The 16,613-nt window shown below is 71.2% G+C and carries 17 protein-coding genes; 2 read left to right on the top strand and 15 right to left on the bottom strand.

Annotation, left to right across the window (positions count from 1 at the left end; translation table 11 throughout):
- Positions 1–54: 54 nt before the first annotated feature.
- A complete protein-coding gene (dauA, locus tag BOX17_RS06910) occupies positions 55–1,794 on the bottom strand; it encodes a C4-dicarboxylic acid transporter DauA (protein ID WP_071943010.1) in 1,740 nt (579 codons plus the stop codon).
- A 192-nt stretch (positions 1,795–1,986) separates the two neighbouring features.
- Here dauA and BOX17_RS06905 point away from each other — a divergent pair, with 192 nt between their 5' ends.
- The gene (locus tag BOX17_RS06905; protein WP_071943008.1) at positions 1,987–2,184 is read left to right on the top strand and encodes a CopG family transcriptional regulator; all 198 of its coding nucleotides are present in this window, start codon (positions 1,987–1,989) and stop codon (positions 2,182–2,184) included.
- 19 nt (positions 2,185–2,203) lie between these two features.
- Here the strand turns inward: BOX17_RS06905 and BOX17_RS06900 are convergent, their stop codons facing one another.
- The 14 genes from BOX17_RS06900 to BOX17_RS06835 all read right to left on the bottom strand — a co-directional run bounded on the left by BOX17_RS06900 (position 2,204) and on the right by BOX17_RS06835 (position 15,160).
- On the bottom strand, positions 2,204–3,865 hold the full coding sequence (locus BOX17_RS06900) for a phosphoethanolamine transferase (RefSeq protein WP_071943006.1): 1,662 nt from the start codon (positions 3,863–3,865) through the stop codon (positions 2,204–2,206).
- Positions 3,858–4,607 carry a phosphatase PAP2 family protein gene (locus BOX17_RS06895; protein ID WP_083582101.1) on the bottom strand — a complete coding sequence of 250 codons (750 nt, stop codon included), beginning with the start codon at positions 4,605–4,607 and terminating at the stop codon, positions 3,858–3,860. The genes BOX17_RS06900 and BOX17_RS06895 overlap by 8 nt, the downstream gene beginning before the upstream one ends.
- Before the next feature lie 74 nt (positions 4,608–4,681).
- Positions 4,682–6,070: an ATP-binding protein gene (locus BOX17_RS06890; protein WP_071943004.1), complete on the bottom strand. Its 1,389-nt coding sequence runs from the start codon at positions 6,068–6,070 to the stop codon at positions 4,682–4,684.
- On the bottom strand, positions 6,067–6,747 hold the full coding sequence (locus BOX17_RS06885) for a response regulator (protein ID WP_071943001.1): 681 nt from the start codon (positions 6,745–6,747) through the stop codon (positions 6,067–6,069). Before BOX17_RS06885 ends, BOX17_RS06890 begins: the two co-directional genes overlap by 4 nt.
- An 18-nt stretch (positions 6,748–6,765) precedes the next feature.
- On the bottom strand, positions 6,766–7,440 hold the full coding sequence (locus tag BOX17_RS06880) for a tetratricopeptide repeat protein (protein WP_086830715.1): 675 nt from the start codon (positions 7,438–7,440) through the stop codon (positions 6,766–6,768).
- On the bottom strand, positions 7,437–8,282 hold the full coding sequence (locus tag BOX17_RS06875) for an SDR family oxidoreductase (protein WP_083582100.1): 846 nt from the start codon (positions 8,280–8,282) through the stop codon (positions 7,437–7,439). Before BOX17_RS06875 ends, BOX17_RS06880 begins: the two co-directional genes overlap by 4 nt.
- Entirely contained in the window at positions 8,269–10,425 is a 2,157-nt protein-coding gene (locus BOX17_RS17250; RefSeq protein WP_071942999.1) for an AMP-binding protein, read from the bottom strand. Before BOX17_RS17250 ends, BOX17_RS06875 begins: the two co-directional genes overlap by 14 nt.
- On the bottom strand, positions 10,409–11,098 hold the full coding sequence (locus BOX17_RS06865) for a thermostable hemolysin (protein WP_244272259.1): 690 nt from the start codon (positions 11,096–11,098) through the stop codon (positions 10,409–10,411). Before BOX17_RS06865 ends, BOX17_RS17250 begins: the two co-directional genes overlap by 17 nt.
- A gap of 89 nt (positions 11,099–11,187) precedes the next feature.
- Complete coding sequence (locus BOX17_RS06860) at positions 11,188–11,487, bottom strand: DsrE family protein (protein ID WP_071942995.1); 300 nt, start codon at positions 11,485–11,487, stop codon at positions 11,188–11,190.
- 30 nt (positions 11,488–11,517) lie between these two features.
- On the bottom strand, positions 11,518–12,288 hold the full coding sequence (locus BOX17_RS06855; RefSeq protein ID WP_071942993.1) for an ABC transporter ATP-binding protein: 771 nt from the start codon (positions 12,286–12,288) through the stop codon (positions 11,518–11,520).
- A complete protein-coding gene (locus BOX17_RS06850) occupies positions 12,285–13,049 on the bottom strand; it encodes an ABC transporter permease (protein ID WP_086830713.1) in 765 nt (254 codons plus the stop codon). The genes BOX17_RS06855 and BOX17_RS06850 overlap by 4 nt, the downstream gene beginning before the upstream one ends.
- On the bottom strand, positions 13,046–14,077 hold the full coding sequence (locus tag BOX17_RS06845; RefSeq protein ID WP_071942991.1) for an ABC transporter substrate-binding protein: 1,032 nt from the start codon (positions 14,075–14,077) through the stop codon (positions 13,046–13,048). The genes BOX17_RS06850 and BOX17_RS06845 overlap by 4 nt, the downstream gene beginning before the upstream one ends.
- Positions 14,078–14,252: 175 nt before the next feature.
- A complete protein-coding gene (locus BOX17_RS06840; protein WP_071942989.1) occupies positions 14,253–14,765 on the bottom strand; it encodes a C40 family peptidase in 513 nt (170 codons plus the stop codon).
- A gap of 50 nt (positions 14,766–14,815) precedes the next feature.
- Positions 14,816–15,160, bottom strand: coding sequence for a hypothetical protein (locus BOX17_RS06835; protein WP_071942987.1), 345 nt, complete (start codon positions 15,158–15,160; stop codon positions 14,816–14,818).
- A 341-nt stretch (positions 15,161–15,501) separates the two neighbouring features.
- Here BOX17_RS06835 and BOX17_RS06830 point away from each other — a divergent pair, with 341 nt between their 5' ends.
- Entirely contained in the window at positions 15,502–16,476 is a 975-nt protein-coding gene (locus BOX17_RS06830) for an ABC transporter substrate-binding protein (protein ID WP_071942985.1), read from the top strand.
- Positions 16,477–16,613: the final 137 nt, after the last annotated feature.

The raw sequence follows: 16,613 nt of genomic DNA, 5'->3' as shown, positions 1-16,613 counted from the left end.
ACTATCCCTGCCGGCTCCGTGGCTGTAAAGGCCGTGGCCAGGTCCCCGGGGCAGCTAGGCGAGCCAGCGCAGGGCCACTCCCCGGGCGTGTGCCAGGTCCCGGCACCAGGTCAGCCGGCCGGCCGTCCGGCGGATGCCCGCCCGGCGCAGCTTGACGAGGATCCGCGTCGGCAGGCCGACCAGTACCAGCGAGATCCCCCCTCGGTGCATCTCCTCGATCAGGGCCTGGAGGGCCACGATGGCGGTGCCATCCATGCTCGGCACATCGTGCATGTCGAGGATCACGACCCGTACCTGCGGGTCCACCAGGTGCAGCGAGGTGAGCGCCTTCTCGGCGGCGCCGAAGAACAGCGGGCCATCGATGTCGTAGAGGGCCACCTCCCCGGGCAGCGCGTCGATGCCGGCATGGGGCCCGCTGTCGACACGCTGGGTCTCGGTCAGCAGCGACATCCGCCGGATGAACAGGGCGGCGGCCAGCCCGATGCCCACGCCCACCGCCAGCACCATGTCGAAGAGCACGGTCAGGGTGAAGCAGGTCAGCAGGATGGCCACGTCCCCTGGCGGGGCCGAGCGCAGGGTGTGCAGGAAGTGGCGGGCCTCGCTCATGTTCCAGGCGACGATGAACAGCAGCGCCGCCAGCGCGGCCATCGGCACCATCCCCAGCAGGCCCGCCAGGGCCACCACCGCCAGCAGCACCACCAGCGCGTGCACCACCGCCGCGATCGGCGACCGGGCGCCGCTTCTGATGCTGGTGGCGGTCCGGGCGATGGCGGCCGTGGCGGTGATGCCGCCGAACAGCGGCGCCACGATGTTGCCCAGCCCCTGGCCGATCAGCTCGGCGTTGGGGTCATGGCGGGTGCGGGTCAGGCCGTCGGACACCACCGCACACAGCAGCGACTCGATCGCCCCCAGCATGGCGATGGCGAAGGCGGGCCCCAGCAGGGCGCTCAGCAGCGCGAAGTCCAGCACCAGGGGCTCGCCATCCGCCCCGGGCAGCCGCCAGGGCGCCACCAGGCTCGGCGCGATCGGCGGGATGCCGCCGCCCGTCTCGCCCTCTGCCGTCCAGATGAAGCGCGAGGCGATGGTCTCCACCTCCGCGCCCGATCCGGCCAGCCAGAGGTTGGCCCCGTAGGCGGCCAGGGCCCCGGCCACCAGGCCCACCAGCGGCGCGGGGATGGGCAGCCCCAGGCGCGGCCAGAGCAGCAGGATGCCCAGGGTGAAGGCGCCGATCCCCAGTTCGAGCGGGTCCAGGGTCGGCAACGAGACGGCGATGCGCCCCAGGTTGTCGACGAAGTGCTCCCCCAGCTGGCCGACCTGAAGCCCCAGGAAGTCGGGCAGCTGCAGCACCGCGATCACCACCGCGATCCCCGCCGTGAAGCCGAGCACCACCGGATAGGGCACGTACTGGATGAGGCGACCCATGCCGGTGATGCCGAGGACCACCAGGATCGCGCCGGCCATCATCGAGGCGATCAAAAGGCCGCCCAGGCCGTACTGCTGGACGATGGGGAAGAGGATGACGACGAAGGCCGCCGTCGGGCCCGAGACATTGAAGCGTGAGCCGCCGGTCAGCGCGATGAGGGCGCCGGCCACGATCGCCGTGTAGAGCCCGTGCTGGGGGGGCACGCCGGTGGCGATCGCGAGGGCCATGGAGAGCGGCACGGCCACGGTGCCGACGGTCAGGCCGGCCAGGATGTCGCGGCGCAGATCGGCCAGGCCGTAGCCGTCTCGCCAGGCCGCGCGCAGGCCGACGGCGATGCCGGGACGGGTCGGAGACGGTCGGTGGCGTGCCATTCGCGGGGTCCTCCCTGGGGGATCACCCGCAGTGTGGATGGGCCAAGGGCCGCTCGCCCGGCGGGGATCGATCCGAGTGGTTATGTGAATGACATTAACATGCCGTTAGCATGGTCGACAAAGGGACCCCGGCATTGCCCCGGGTGACGACGAACATTACCATTTGATGGTAATACCACCGGGAGCCTCGCCATGGAAAAGAAGACAGCACGCTTGACCCTGCTCATCGACCCGCACAAGAAGCGGGCCTTCGAGCAGCTGTGTGCGGCCCAGGACCTGACCCCCTCCCAGGTGGTGCGACAGATGATCCGCGATTACCTGCGCGATCACGGCGTGGCGTACGAGACGGGCCCCGACCAGGCCACCCGGGAGGCCCCGGGACGGGAGTGAGGCCCCGGCCGGGATAGCGTCAGCCCATCGTGGCGTGACACTCCTGGCTGATGTCCAGGCGCGGATCCCGGACGTCGCTCTCGACCCCCAGCACGCCGAGCAGGCTGTGGAAGAGGTTGTCATGGCTCACCGGCTGGGTGGCCTGTTCGGCCAGGCAGTCGCGCTCGAGCCCGGCGGTCTGGTCGAACGCCGGCGATGACCACCAGGTCATGGGGACCCGGGTCTGTTCGTCCGGGGCGATGGCGTAGGGCAGGCCATGCAGATAGAGGCCGTTCTCGCCCAGCGACTCGCCATGGTCGGAGACATACAGCATCGCCGTGGCCAGCGAGCGCTGCTGCTCCAGCACGCCGATGAGCTCGTCCAGCACGCTGTCGGTATAGAGGATCGCATTGTCGTAGCTGTTGACGATCGACGCTTGGGAGCACTGGGCCAGGTCGGCCTCCTCGCAGGTGGGCGTGAAGGCCCGGAAGTCCTCGGGATAGCGCTGGAAGTAGCTCGGGCCGTGGTTGCCGAGGGTGTGCAGCACGATCACCGTATCGTCCGTCACAGACGCCAGCCGCTGCTTGAGCTCCTCGACCAGCACGCCGTCCCGGCAGTCATGCTCGTCGCACAGCGTCGGATAGGCCTCCGGCGACGGGGCGTAGTGCTCGACCCCGTCGCAGACGCCCTTGCAGCCTGACTGGTTGTCGATCCAGGCCACCTGGTAGCCCGCGTGCTTGAGCACGTCCAGCAGCGACTCGTGGCTCTTGATATAGCGCTCGTCGTAGTTGCCCTTGCCGATGGGCGCGAACATGCAGGGCAGCGAGACGGCGGTATTGGTGCCGCAGCTCGTCACCTCGTGGAAGTTGATGACGTCGCGGCTCGCCAGGCGCGGCGTGGTCTGGCGCGAGTAGCCGGACAGCCCCCAGTCGGCGGCGCGCACGGTCTCGCCGACGACCATCACCAGCAGGCGCGGCGTGCCGGTGGCGCTGGCCTGGCGGTGGGCATCCTCGCCGATCGGCAGGCGCTCCTCCGGTAGCGGCCCCGAGGCCGCCATCACCTGGCCGGTGGAGACGAGGGCGTTGCCCGGCGTGACCAGAAAGCGCATTTCGTGGTGGTTGCGCATCAGCGACGACAGGCTCTGGAAGGAGAGCAGCAGCGACACCGCCAGCACGCCGACGCCACCGGCCAGCCACAGCAGTGACATGCCGAGCCCACGCTGCCAGCTGCGCTGCCGCAGCGGCCAGCGCCAGATCAACAGCGCCGGCAGCCCGGCGAAGACCAGCAGGTAGAGCGCCAGTCCCGGGGTCAGCAGCTCGCCGGCCTCCCGGGTATCGGTCTGCAGCACGTTGTCGATCATGTGGGTGTCGAAGTAGGTCCCGTAGTGGCCGGTGAAGTAACTGACCGCGGCCGCGATCAGCACAAGCAGCGACAGCAGCGGCTTGACGCTTAACCGGTTTACCAGTGGCAGGAAGACCACCAGTTGCAGCGCGGTCATGACCACGCCGTAGCCGGCGATCTGCCCCCAGTCGGCGAGGCCGGCGGGGGGCGCGGCGGCCATCACCGCCGACCAGAACCGCTGGTTGTAGAACAGCGTGAAGGCCAGGCAGGCCAGCAGGGTGAGCGCCTGGGGGGACAGGACAGGCAGCCTCGGGCGCCGGGTGGCCCGGCTCAGACGCGACAGGAAGGTCGACTCAGGCATCGGGGAGTGTCTCGAGGGTGAAGGTTGGAGCGGTCGAGCGGTGTCTCGGCTGACCCCCTTGCGGCAGCAGCCAGCTCGCCAGCAAGGTGCTTATCGTCCAGCAGAGCATCAGGGTCCAGAGGTCGTGGGAGAGGAAGTGGGCCCCCCGCAGCTGCTGGGTGATGCCGAAGACGAGGCCCAGTCCGAGGCCCGTGGCCAGTCCCAGCCAGCGCAGTCGCGGCAGGGTGGCGGCCAGGAAGAAGTACAGCGCCAGCCAGGCATAGCCGGCGCTGGCGTGGCCGGCGGGAAAGCAGGCGGTGTCGGGCATCCCGCCGGGTCGCCACTTCAGCAGTCCCACGTAGGGCCATTCGCCGCCGTAGCGGGCCAGGTCCCAGGGGCATTCCATGCTCACCAGGTGCTTGAGGGTCGAGACCACGAGCGTCGAGCCCGCCACGGCGAGAAACAGGAAGAGCAGCGGCCGGCGCCAGGGACGCATCGGCGTCGACGGCAGGCTGGCGAGCAGGGCCAGGATGACGCCACCCCCCATCCACTGGCTGAGGGTCCGTCCACCACGATGCAGCCAGTCCTGGAGGAGGACATGGTCCTTCAGCACCCACTCGCCGCCCTGGAGGCCATAGAGGGCATCGGCCAGGCGAAAGTCCAGTGCCAGCCAGTGCACCACCGCCATCAGGACGATGAAGCCGCACCAGGCCAGGGCCAGGCGTTGCAGGAGGCGAGTCGTCGCCGGGGAAAGGTGGGGCATGGTGTCGCCGTCTCGGGAATCCGGACGCCATCCTGCCCCGAGATTCTTAACCGCTGCTTATGCGATGCGGGCGATCACGCGACACGCAGCGTCCTCGGCAGCGAGACCGTGACGCTCAGCCCGCCGCCCGGGGCGTCGCCGAGCCACAGCCTGCCCCGGTGGCGCTGCAGGAGGCGGTCGACGATGGAGAGCCCCAGGCCGGCGCCGGCACCGGGGCCGGCGCGGTGGAACCGCTGCAGCACCTGCTCGCGCTGGTCCACCGGGATGCCGGGCCCCTGGTCCTCAACGGTGATCGTCAGGGCGTCGGGGCCGGCGTCGAGGACGATCCGGATCAGGGCGCCCGTCGGCGAGTGCTGGAGGGCATTGCCCACCAGGTTCTGCATCAGGGTGTCGATGGCGCCGGGCTCCATCTCGAGCCGCCAGTCCGCCGCCTCGTCGGCATCCAGCTGCAGCTCCTGGCGACTCTCCACGGCCAGCGGCATCAGCTTGGCCAGTGCCTCGCGGACCTCCTGCAGCAGGTCGAGGTCGCGGGAGAGGCCCTCGTCCTCCTGTTCGGGCTCGAGGCGGGCCAGGGTGAGCAGCTGAGAGACCACCCGGGTGGCCCGGGCCACGCCGTCGCGAAGCTTGTCGAGTGCCTCGCGGCGATCCTCGGGATCGTCGGAGGCCAGGGCGTTCTGGGCATGCAGGTCGAGCACGGCCAGCGGCGTGCGCAGTTCGTGGGCGGCATCGGCGATGAACTGCTGCTCCCGGGCGCGCAGGGCGCGGATCCGCTCCAGCAGCCGGTTGAGGGCGCCGGCGATGGTCTCCAGCTCTCGCGGCAGCGGGTGCATGATCAGGGGCTGCAGGGTCTGGGGATTGCGGCTGCGGATCTGCGCGGCCAGCTGCGACAGGGGCCTCAGGCCCCAGCCGATGGCCCACCACAGCAGCAGCCCCAGCACCGGCAGGCCCAGCAGGTCCGGCATCAGGGTGCGCAGGGCAATGCCGGTGACCAGCTCGCCGCGCACGTCCTCGCGCTCCGCCACCAGGATCCTCAGGTTGCTGCCCGGCCCGCTCAGGGCGAAGATGCGCCAGTCATAGTCGTCCAGGCGGGCGCTGCCGAAGCCGTTGCGCCGAGAGGTGAGCGGTGCCAGCGGGGCCTGGGCAGAGCGCAGCACCAGGGTCTCGCCGCGCCAGGCCTGGAAGACCAGCTTGCTCTCGTAGGGGTGGCGCATCATGGGGCTGTGGGTCTCGTCGCTGCGCTGCAGGGCCTTGTCGATGCTGGCCAGCAGGGCATTCCGCTCGTCCTGGGGCAGCGGGGCGCCCACCAGCCCCTCCAGCAGACGGGCGTTCTGGGCCAGCCTCGCATCGAAGAGCTCCTCCACCTCGTGGGCGGCGTCCTGGTAGCTGGTCAGCCCGATCACCAGCATGCTCAGGCCGAAGACCAGCAGCACCAGGCCGAGGGTGCGGCGGCGGATCGAGGTCACGTGGCGTCGTCCCGGGGCGCCTTGTCCATCACGTAGCCGATGCCGCGCACGGTCCGGATCAGTTCCGGGAAGAGCTTGCGGCGCAGGTGGTGCACGTGCACCTCGATGGCGTTGCTTTCCACCTCCTCGTCCCAGCCGTAGACCAGCCTGGTCAGGGTGTCGCGGGTGAAGACCCGCCCGGGGTGGCTGAGGAACTCCTGCAGCAGGGCGAACTCGCGCCGCGACAGCGGCAGGGGCTTCCCCCGGTAGCTGATGCTGTGGCTGGCGGGGTCCAGGCGGATGCCGCGGACCTCCAGCACGCTGCTGGCCTGTCCCTGGCTGCGGCGCAGCAGGGCCCTCAGGCGGGCCTTCAGCTCGTCGACCTGGAAGGGCTTGACCAGATAGTCGTCGGCACCGGCATCCAGGCCGGCGATGCGGTCATCGACGCCGTCCCGGGCGGTCAGCACCAGCACCGGCACGCGATTGCCCTTGTGGCGCGCCGCCTCGAGCACCTTCATGCCGTCGAGCCCGGGCAGGCCCAGGTCGAGGATCACGGCATCGAAGGGCTCGTCGCCCTGGAGGGCCGTCAGGGCCTGCCGGCCATCGGCCAGCAGGTCCACAGTGTAGTGTTCGGGCTTGAGCGCCAGGCGAATGCCCGCGGCCAGGCTGGGGTCATCCTCCACCAGCAGTATGCGCATGTCCTGTCCTTGCGATCGTCAGCTTCCCAGGGTGTCCATCAGGGCCCTGACCTCCTCGCGCCGGCCGGTGTCGGCCCGCTCGCGTCCCGGTCGTGGCGGGGCCTGCAGGGCCTTCTGCAGCGCCTGGCGGGCCTCGTCGTCGCGTCCCTGTTCATGCAGATAGTCGCCCCGGAAGTACAGGCTGTCGAGTCCGTCGGGGTCGATCGCCAGGGCCCGCTTCAGGTAACGCTCCGCCCGGTCGTCATCCCCGAAGGCGAGCGGCCAGCCCGGCACCTGGTAGTAGAGGGCCCCTAGGCTGGTATAGGCCGAGCCGTCCAGGGCCAGGGGATCCAGCGCCAGGGCACGCTCCAGGTCGCTCCTGGCCTGCTTGACCAGCGACAGCGCACCGAGACCGCCGCTGGCGCCGGCCTCGGTCGAGCGCACGATGCCGGCCCAGATATGCAGCCCGGCGGCCTCGGGGTGCGCGGCCACCAGCCGGTCCGCCTCGTCAGCCAGCCCCTCGAGGGCCTTCGCCTGCTCGTCCTGCGGCAAGCCGTAGTGGATCTCGGCCCAGCGATGCTGCAGGTGATCGATGCCCTCGGCGACGCCCTCATCCGCGCTCGAGGGCGTCGCGGCCAGCAGGGGTGCCGCCGGCAGTCCGGCGATCAGCACCAGCAGGGCGGCCCGCAGGACGGGCATCAGGCGGCGGGTCATGGGGTGTCTCCTCGGGGCTTGCCGATGAAGCGGCGAATGGTGGGCAGCTGGCGGCGCAGGGCCCGGTCGACCACGCCCGGCACCAGGGCGTTGAGCCGGGCGAAGAGGCGCTCGGGGCCGCCCAGCTGGGTCTCCTCGCGTCCGGCCTCGATGGCTCGCCGGACCAGGCGGGCCACCCGTTGCGGGGAATCCATGGTATTGCTCAGCGCCCGGTTCATCTCCTCGACCTCCGGGGCATTCATGCCGGTGCGGGTGGCCCTGGGCGCCACGTGCAGCACGTGGACCCGGGTATCGGCCAGCTCCCGGCGCAGGGCCTGGGTGAAGCCCCGCAGGGCGAACTTGGTGGCGCAGTAGCCGGCCTGGCCGGGGTAGCCGATGGTACCGAAGGTCGAGCCCAGGTTGACCACCCAGCCGTGCTCGGCGGCGAGCAGCTGCGGCAGCAGCGCGCGGGTCAGCTGCAGGGTGCTGGTGAGGTTGAGGGTGACCAGGGCCTCGATCTCCTCGTCGCTCAAGGACTCGAACAGGCCCACCCGGTTCACCCCGGCGGCATTGACCAGCATGGTGCAGCCCGCCTCCCGGGCACTCTCGACCAGCCGGTGACGGTCATCGGCGCGGGTCAGGTCGGCGACCAGGGCCGTCACCTGGCCGGGGTGGCGCGCGGTCAGGGCCTCCAGGGCCGGCTGGCGGCGGCCGGTGACCAGCAGCCGTGCCCCGGCGCCCGCCAGCTCGTCGACCAGCGCCTGGCCGATGCCGCCGCTCGCCCCGGTGAGCAGCACGGTCTGGCCGGCCCAGCCACCCTCCGGCAGGGTGGGGCCGGCCGACAGGGGGCTAAACCAGGGCATCGGCGAGCTCCCGGGTCGCGTCACGGGCAGTGATGCCTCGGAACATGGCGCCATAGAGGCGATAGACCATCTTCGCGGTGTCGATCACCGCCGCCAGGTCCTCGCCGTCGAGCCGGTCCACCAGGCCCTCGAAGAAGGCCAGGTGACCGATATCCAGGCTGCCATGGGAGGTCAGGTAGCGCACCGCGTCGTCCGGCAGGCCGAGGCTCTCCTGGAGCCCCTCGGCGGCCTGGGTGGCGATCGCCGTGCTGGTGCCCTCGAGCACCTGCACCATGCCGAAGAAGCCCACCGGGTTGCCGTGATCGATGACGTCGCGCACGTGGGACACCATCAGCCGCGTGGCCGGGGCGGGCTCGGCCGTGGCCGCCGCCTCGGGGTCGCCGCCGGTCGCGCGGATGTCGTCTAGGATCCACAGCTCGTGGCCATGCTCCTCCTCGATGTACTCCACCAGGGCGCTGCGCAGCCAGCCGAGGCGGTCGGGCAGGCGCGCCCCGCACGCCATCATCAGCGGCACCGTGAAGCGCACGTGGTGGTAGGCCTGGCCGAGGAAGGTCAGGTACTCCTCGCGGCTCACCTCGCCGCTCAGGGCGCGGGTCAGCAGCGGGGCGGCCAGCAGCCAGTCGCGCTCGGCGCGGGTGGCGGCCTGGAGGTGCTGGTAGGGGGTCATGGCGTGTCTCCTTCTGGGAACGGTGGCGGCATCCTGGGCCCGGTCGGCCGGGGCGTGGAGCCAGTCGCGATAGGTCTCGTGGAGGGTGTCGCGACGCAGGCGACCATTGGCCGTCAGCTGGTGGTTGTCGGGGGTGAAGGGCGCGCAGCGACGCCATTCGCCGATCCGGGCATAGTCGGGAAGGCCCGCGTTGGCGGCGTCGATCGCCGCCGCCAGGGTGCGGTCGTCGAGGTCGGGGGTGGCGGGCACGATCAGGGCCCGGTTGTGCGGCAGGGCCTCGCCATGGACCAGCGCCTGGGCGATGGCCGGCCGGGCGCAGAGCTCGCCCTCCACCCACTGGGGGTCGACGTTGCGGCCATAGGCGGTGATGAAGATGTCCCGGCGGCGCCCGTCCAGCACCAGGTGCTCGCCCTCCCAGTGGCCGAGGTCACCGCTGGCGTGCCAGCCGTCGACGGGGGGCTCGCCCAGGTAGCCCAGCATGGTGGCGCCCTGGACCTGTACCTCGCCGTCGGCGGCGAGGCGCACCCGCGCATGGGGCAGGGGGCGGCCCACCCCGAGGGCGGGCTCGCCCGGGCGGTTGAGGCAGACCACCGAGGCGCACTCCGAGAGGCCGTAGCCCTCGAAGACCGGCCAGCCGCCGTCCCGGGCCCGGTCCAGCAGCGACCCGGCCACCCGGGCCCCGCCCACGGCGACGAAGCGCAGCCCGGCCGGGGCCTGCGGCGAGAGGTCGACCAGGGCCTGCAGCAGCTGGGGCACCAGGATCAGGCTGTGCGGGCGAAAGGCCTCGATGGCCGAGAGGGCCCGGCGTGGATCGAAGCCGCTTCCCCCCGTCCAGCCCAGTTCGGCGGCCCCGGGCAGGCTGGCGGTGGCGCCCAGCATCAGGGGCACGTAGAGGCCACCGATGTTCTCCAGCAGGGTGGCCAGGGGCAGCATGGCCAGGTGGCGCCCGAGACGAAGCGGCGTCACCGCCTCGGCGAGGCTCTCGGCGACCCGCAGGGGCGCATCCCGGTCGAGGCACACGCCCTTGGGACTGCCGCTGGTGCCGGAGGTGAAGGTGATCATGCCGGTACCGGCATGGAGCGTGGGGAGAAACGCTACCTCACGGCAGGCGATGGCCGGGTCCAGGGTGGCGGCGAAGCCGAGGGCGCTGCCGCCGGGGCCGATCCAGGCATCCAGGCCGGCCGCGGTCACCAGGTGGTGGCGCTGGGCCTCGCTGAAGAAGCCGGGGACCGGGACGTCGACCCGACCATCGGCCAGCAGGGCCAGGTGCCAGAGGGCCCAGTCGAGGCCGTTGTCCAGCGGCAGGGCCACGCGACGGGCGTCCCGGGCGGCGAGACGGGCCCGGCGTCCCTCGATCTCGCCGAGCAGCTCGCCATAGGCGATACGCCGATGGCCGTCGTCCAGGGCCGGGGTGTCGGGCCGCTCCTCGGCGTGGCGCACCAGGCGCGCGAGCAGGGCCTCAGCGCAGCGGGACATGGCCGACCTCCACGGAACGCGTCGGTTCCAGCAGGCCGCGCTCGGTGAGCACGCCATGGGCCAGGCGCAGGTCGCCGGCCATCACCCGGGGCTGGTGCTCGTAGTAGCGGCCCCAGCCCGCCTGCTCCTCGCCCAGCCGCGCCGGATCGGCGAGCTTGAGGGGATGCAGCTCGATGCCCAGCCGCTGGATGCCGTTGGCTACCGTCGGGGTCGCGGTGAACATCACCCAGTCGAGCCCCTCGGCGACCAGCTGGTCGATCAGGGGCACGAAGAGGCGACGCTGCAGGCCGCGGCGCAGGCTCGCCAGGTTGCCGATCTCGGCGATCGCCTCGCGGGCCACGGGCCTGCCGAGGTGCCGGGAGAGGAAGGCCTCGGCGGGGTCGTCCAGGTAGCGTTCCTGGAAGAGGGGCCCGGCGCTGGCCAGAGCCGCCCCGACGGCGGCCAGCGGGACCTGGCCTTGCCAGAGCCCGAAGAGACGCGGCAGGAAATGGGTGATGCGGGCGCCATGCTCGATGGCGAAGCAGCGGCGCACCAGCCGTTCCAGGCGGCGGCGTTCCTGCCATCCTCCACCCTCCCGCCACTCGAGCGGGGGGGCGCCGGCCATGACGGCCGGCAGGGCCGCCGGGGGTGGTCGGCAGGGAGCGGGGGAGCGAACGGGGTCGGGGGTTGGCATCGGGGCGTCTCCATGACCTTTCCCCGATACTCTGGTCCATGAAACTTAACGTCGGCTTAAGTGAGGCGCGGCGTCACGGCCCCGGCGGTTCAGGCGCGGATGTAGGCCCAGCCGTCGGCCTGGTACTCGGCGAGGGTGACCACCGCGGCCTCGACCACCGGCAGGCCGGCGGGATTTTCGAGCCCCTGTGCGGCCAGGGAGTTGCCGCAGAGCCGCAGGAGGGGGTCGGTGTCGTCGGGCGTGGCCAGGGCCGAGGCGACCGCCGCCGCATTGGCGACGATCAGCACCTCGGCCCCGGGGCGGGCCTTGATCAGGTTGCGGGCGTTGCGCCGGGCCCGGGCGAGGGCCTCGGCGGTGGGGGCATGCAGCAGGACGCGAAGCGCGGTCATTGGGGCTCCTCAGGTCGGTGGCGGGAGGCGTCAGTGGGCCGCGCCGATGTGGCGCTCCACGGCCTGCAGGCAGTCGGCGAAGCCGGGATGGTCGCGTCGACCGTCCAGGGGCAGGGGGATGTCGAGGGTCTCCACCACGCCGGCGGGCCGGCCCGGCGCCTGGCCGCCCAGCACCATTACCCGATCGGCGAGCAGCACGGCCTCCTCGATGTCGTGGGTCACGAAGACGATGGCGGCCTCGGTACGCCGACGCAGGTCGACCAGCTCCTGCTGGAGGCGGCGGCGCGTGATGGCGTCCAGGGCCGAGAAGGGCTCGTCCATGAACAGCACCCGCGGACGCACGGCCAGGGCCCGGGCGATGCCTACCCGCTGCTGCTGGCCGCCGGAAAGGGTGTGCGGCCAGCGCTCGGCCAGCTCCTCCAGCCCCACCAGGGCCAGGGGTTCCAGGGCCCGGCGACGGCGCTCGGCCCGGGAGAGCGCGAGCCCCTCCAGGCCGAGCTCCACGTTGGCGCGCACGCGCCGCCAGGGGAAGAGGCGCGGCGCCTGGAAGACCATGGACCAGGCACGGGTATCGCCGCCCCTGCCCTCGGGGATCTCCACCGTGCCGGCCTCTGGGGCGAGCAGGCCGGTCAGGGCGCGCAGCAGGGTCGACTTGCCGACCCCCGAGGCTCCGACCACGGCGACGAACTCCCGGGAATGGAGGTCGAGGTCGACCCCGTCGAGCACCGGGGTGCCGTCGAAGCCCAGGCGGATGTCCCGGGCGCGCAGCACCGGGGGCAGGGTGGTCTGGGAGGCGGTCATGGCTGCCACCTCAGCAGTCGCCGCTGCAGGGTCATGAAGGCCAGGTCGAAGACCGCGTAGAGCCCGGCGATGGTCAGCATGTAGACCACCACGATATCGGTGGCGAGCAGGCTGGAGGCCTCCATCATGCGCTGGCCGATGCCGGGGATGCCGAACAGCTCGGCGGCCACCACCGTCATCCAGCCCTGGCCGAGGCCGGCGCGCATGCCGCCGAGGATGCCCGGTGCCGCCGCGGGCAGGCTGACCTTGGCCAGCCGCGCCAGGAAGCCGCCCTGGCCGAAGGCCCGGGCGACCTCATCGAAGCCCGGGTCCACCGAGCGCACCGCGCTGTAGCTGGCGAAGTAATTGATCCAGAACACCCCGATGCTGATGATGAAGGCCGCCGCCGAGGGCTGGATGCCGAACCAGATGATGGCGAAGGGAATCCAGGCCAGCGGCGGGATCGGGCGCAGCAGCCGGGCCAGCCAGGCGTGCAGGGCGTCGAACACCGGCAGCAGCGCCGCCGCGACCCCCACCGCGATGCCCAACAGCGAGCCCAGCAGCAGCCCGACGCTGTAGTGGGCGAGGCTCGCCGTCACCACCTCGAGCCAGATGCCGTCGCCGATCTCCGCGGCGAGCACGCCGGGGATGGCCGAGGGCAGTGGCACCAGGCTGCCGGGCAGCAGGTCGCTGCGCAGGGCCAGCTCCCAGAGCAGCAGGAAGCCGGACAGGCCCAGTGCGCCCAGCAGGCTGCGGCGATGGCGCGTCAGCAGCGGCGTCATGAGCCCGCCGGCGCTCTGACCACGGCGTCGTAGAGGCTCGTGTCGAACAGCGCCTCCAGGTCGACGGGCTTCTTGAGCGTGCCCTGGGCGGCCTGGAAGTCATGCATGGTGCGGGTCGCCTCGAGGATCGCGTGGGGGTCGGCGAGGTAGTTCGAGGAGGGCGAGCGCAGGGCAGCTTCCACGGTGTCGAGGCCGATCAGCCGCTTGCCGACGAACTCCCGCACGTGGGGCGCGGCCCGGGCGGGCTCCTCGAGCAGCATCCGGGTGGCCCGCACGTGCAGGTCCATCAGGGCGCGCATCGCTTCCGGGTGGTCGGCCAGCGCCGCCTCCCGGGCGGCCAGCACGGCGCCGGGCTGGCCGGGCAGCATCTCGTCGGCGCGGGCCACGACCCGGGCGCCCTCGACCCGCTCCTGCACGGTGGTGAGGATCGGCTCGAGGATCGAGGCGGCGTCCACCGCCCCGGCCAGCAGGGCCTGCTGGACCCGGTCGGCGCCCATGGCGACGATCTCCACGGCCTCCTCGCCCACGCCCAGCCGCTCGACCAGCCAGTAGCGCAGCACGGTGTCCGGCACCGAGCCGCGGGGGAAGGTGGCGATCTTCGGCTTGCGGCCCTGCGCCTCGGTGAAACGGGCGATGGCCTCGGCGGGGTCCTCGACCCGGGCGAAGGTGTCCGCCAGCTCGCCGCGGGCCACCAGGCCGATCTGCTCGCGGATGCTGGCCGCCAGCACCTTGATCGGCACGCCGTTGGCGCGGGCCACCATGGCGGGGCCGATGCCGAAGTACATGACGTCGAGTTCGCCGGAGGCCAGGGCCTGGACCATCGCCGGACCGCTCGAGAAACGGGTCAGCTCGAGCTCGAGGCCGGCCTCGCCGGTCCAGCCCTCGCCCTCCATCACGAACAGCTGGGCGACCGGCAGGATCGGCATGTAGCCGACCTCGAGCGTCGTGGTGTCGTCATTGCCCTGGGCCGGGCCGGTGGCCAGCAGCAGCGCCGCCAGGGGAGCCAGGAGGCGGGGGAGTGTGAACATGGGGTCTCTCCGCAAGGGAATCATGATCGTCCATCCTAGTGGCGCCCCGCATATACCCAAAGTGTTTACATGAAATGATTTCTTATACACATATGATATTTATGGTGCCCCGCGACACCAGGGGGCGTCTCCCCGCCATGCTCGGCTTCGTGACGCCGGCGGCGAGGCCTCGCGCTCAGGGGGCGGGGGCCGCGGCCCCCAGGAAGCGCTCCTGCCAGTAGTCCAGGGCGAGGGAGGTCCGGGTGACCCGGCGGCCGCGCCCCGGGGCATGGATCATCTCGCCGTCGCCCGCGTAGATGCCGACATGGCTCGCCTTGCGACCCCCGGCGGTGGCGAAGAACAGCAGGTCCCCGGGGCGGGCCCGGTCGATCTGTGGCAGGGCCTTGTACTGCGCCCGGGAGGTGCGGGGTACCCGGATGCCGGCGCGGGCATAGGCTCGCTGTACGAGGCCCGAGCAGTCCAGGCCCCGATCGGTGGTGCCGCCGTAGCGGTAGGGGGTGCCGAGGGAACTCCGGGCCTCGGCCAGTATCAGAGCCCGGTCGATGGTGAGCTCGTCCAGCGCCTCGCGGGTGGCGATCTCCCGCCCTGCACAGCCCGCCAGCAGGCAGGCGAACAGCAGGCCGGCCAGCAGTCGAGCGTAGCCGCGCGGCGGGGATAGGGTGACAGGGCTCAGGCGCGTCAGGGGCATCTCGAGGGTCGCTCGTGCGGGACTCCCCTCAGACTAGCCCCTGGCGTGCATCATCGGAAGGCGATGCGCGTGCCGCTGGCCAGCAGTTCGTCCGGCGAGAGGGCATGGCCCGGGACGCCGATCATCTCGTCGCCGCACTGGTCGCCCCAGGTCAGCACGCCATGGGTCAGGCCGATGCTGCCCAGCAGGTCGCGGATCTCGCCGGTGCCGAGGAAGGTGCGGGTCCTGCCGGCGCTGTCGGCGAGTTGCGAGACGTCGTTGGCGTGGTGGAAGCGCACCGTGTAGATGCCGTCCATGGACTCGACCTCCACGATGGGAGTGAGGCCGTTCGAGACGGCGCTGGCGATCTGCTTCAGGGTGACCTGGTCGCCCAGTTGGTAGGCCGGGATGGACATGGGGAAGTGCCTCGCGAGTGCTTGATGGAGTTGTTGTACAACTAGTGTAGAACGTTGTGCGGCCACTTCAAGGGACTCCAAGGGGCTTTTTTCACAGATCCCCGCGGGTCGGGGGACATCCCGCGTCACCTGGCATCAATTTCCTGTACATGACTTATAAACGGTGATCGGGGTTTCCGCGAATCGGCGGCGTGACGGGCTCGTCTGCCGGCCGGGGCTGGAAAAGCCGCGACCTCGTCCCCACCTGTCCTTTCGACGAGGGGCGGTTTTTTGCCATCGGGCGCGCCTGGCGATAAGGTCATGTCGTGTCCATTCATGGCATGACCTGCCAAGGAGATCCGATGAAACTGCCTAACCGTTCCATGACGCTGGCCCTCGCCGGCAGCCTCCTGGCCGTCCCGCTGGCCTGGAGTACCGCCGCGCAGGCCGAGGAATCCGCCGAGGTGCGCTTTTCCGTGCCCGCCTGGCCGGGCGTGACCGTCAAGACGGCGCTGGCCGCGACCCTGCTCGAGACCCTCGGCTATGAGCCGCAGCAGCAGGAACTGGGTTCCACCATCACCTACGAGGCCCTGCAGCAGAACGAGCTGGACGTCTTCCTGGCGGCCTGGCTGCCGGCCCAGCAGGGCATGTACGACTCCAGCTTCGAGGGCGATGACGTCAGGCTGGTCGACCTGGGCAACAACGTCGACGGGGCCCGCCTCGGTTTCGCCGTGCCGACCTATGTGTATGACGCGGGCGTGACGTCCGCCGAGGACCTGGCCGACGATGAGATCGCCGAGAAGCTCGACCGCACCATCTACTCCATCGAGGTCGGCTCCGGCATGAGCGATACCCTCAACGAGGGCGTGGAAAACGACACCTACGGCCTGGGTGACTGGAACCTCTCCGAGACCTCCACTCCGGGCATGCTGAGTGCCGTGGATGCGGCCATCAATCGCGAGGAGTGGATCATCTTCGCCGGCTGGACGCCGCACTGGATGAACATCGAATACGATGTGAAATACCTGGACGACACCCAGGACATGTGGGGCCCGGGCGGCGGCCGCAGCGATGTGCGCACCCTGGTGACCACGGAGTTCGCCGAGGCCAGCCCCAACGCCACCCGACTGCTCGACCAGCTCGAGTTCAGCGCCGACGACCAGAGCGCGATGATCCGCGGCTTCAGCTACGAGGAGCGTGATCCCGAGGTGGTCGCGGTCGACTGGATGCGCGCCCACCCCGCCAAGGTCAAGGCCTTCCTCGAGGGCGTGACCACCCGCGAGGGCGATCCGGCCTGGCCGGTCGTGCAGCAGGCGCTCGAGATCCCCGACGCCTGAGCCCTGCTCTGACACGTGACGCGATGAGGCCGCCCCATGGGGCGGCCTCTTTTGTTGCAGCCACAGGATGCGCCGCATCCCCGGCAGGCCCTTGATCCGAACCCGGCCTGACGCCCCCGGGAGGAGGGGCGCCCTGG

Source organism: Halomonas aestuarii, assembly GCF_001886615.1.
Taxonomy (GTDB): Bacteria; Pseudomonadota; Gammaproteobacteria; order Pseudomonadales; family Halomonadaceae; genus Halomonas; species Halomonas aestuarii.
The sequence above is the reverse complement of the archived record's forward strand: the minus strand, read 5'-3'. Positions and strand labels throughout refer to the sequence as shown.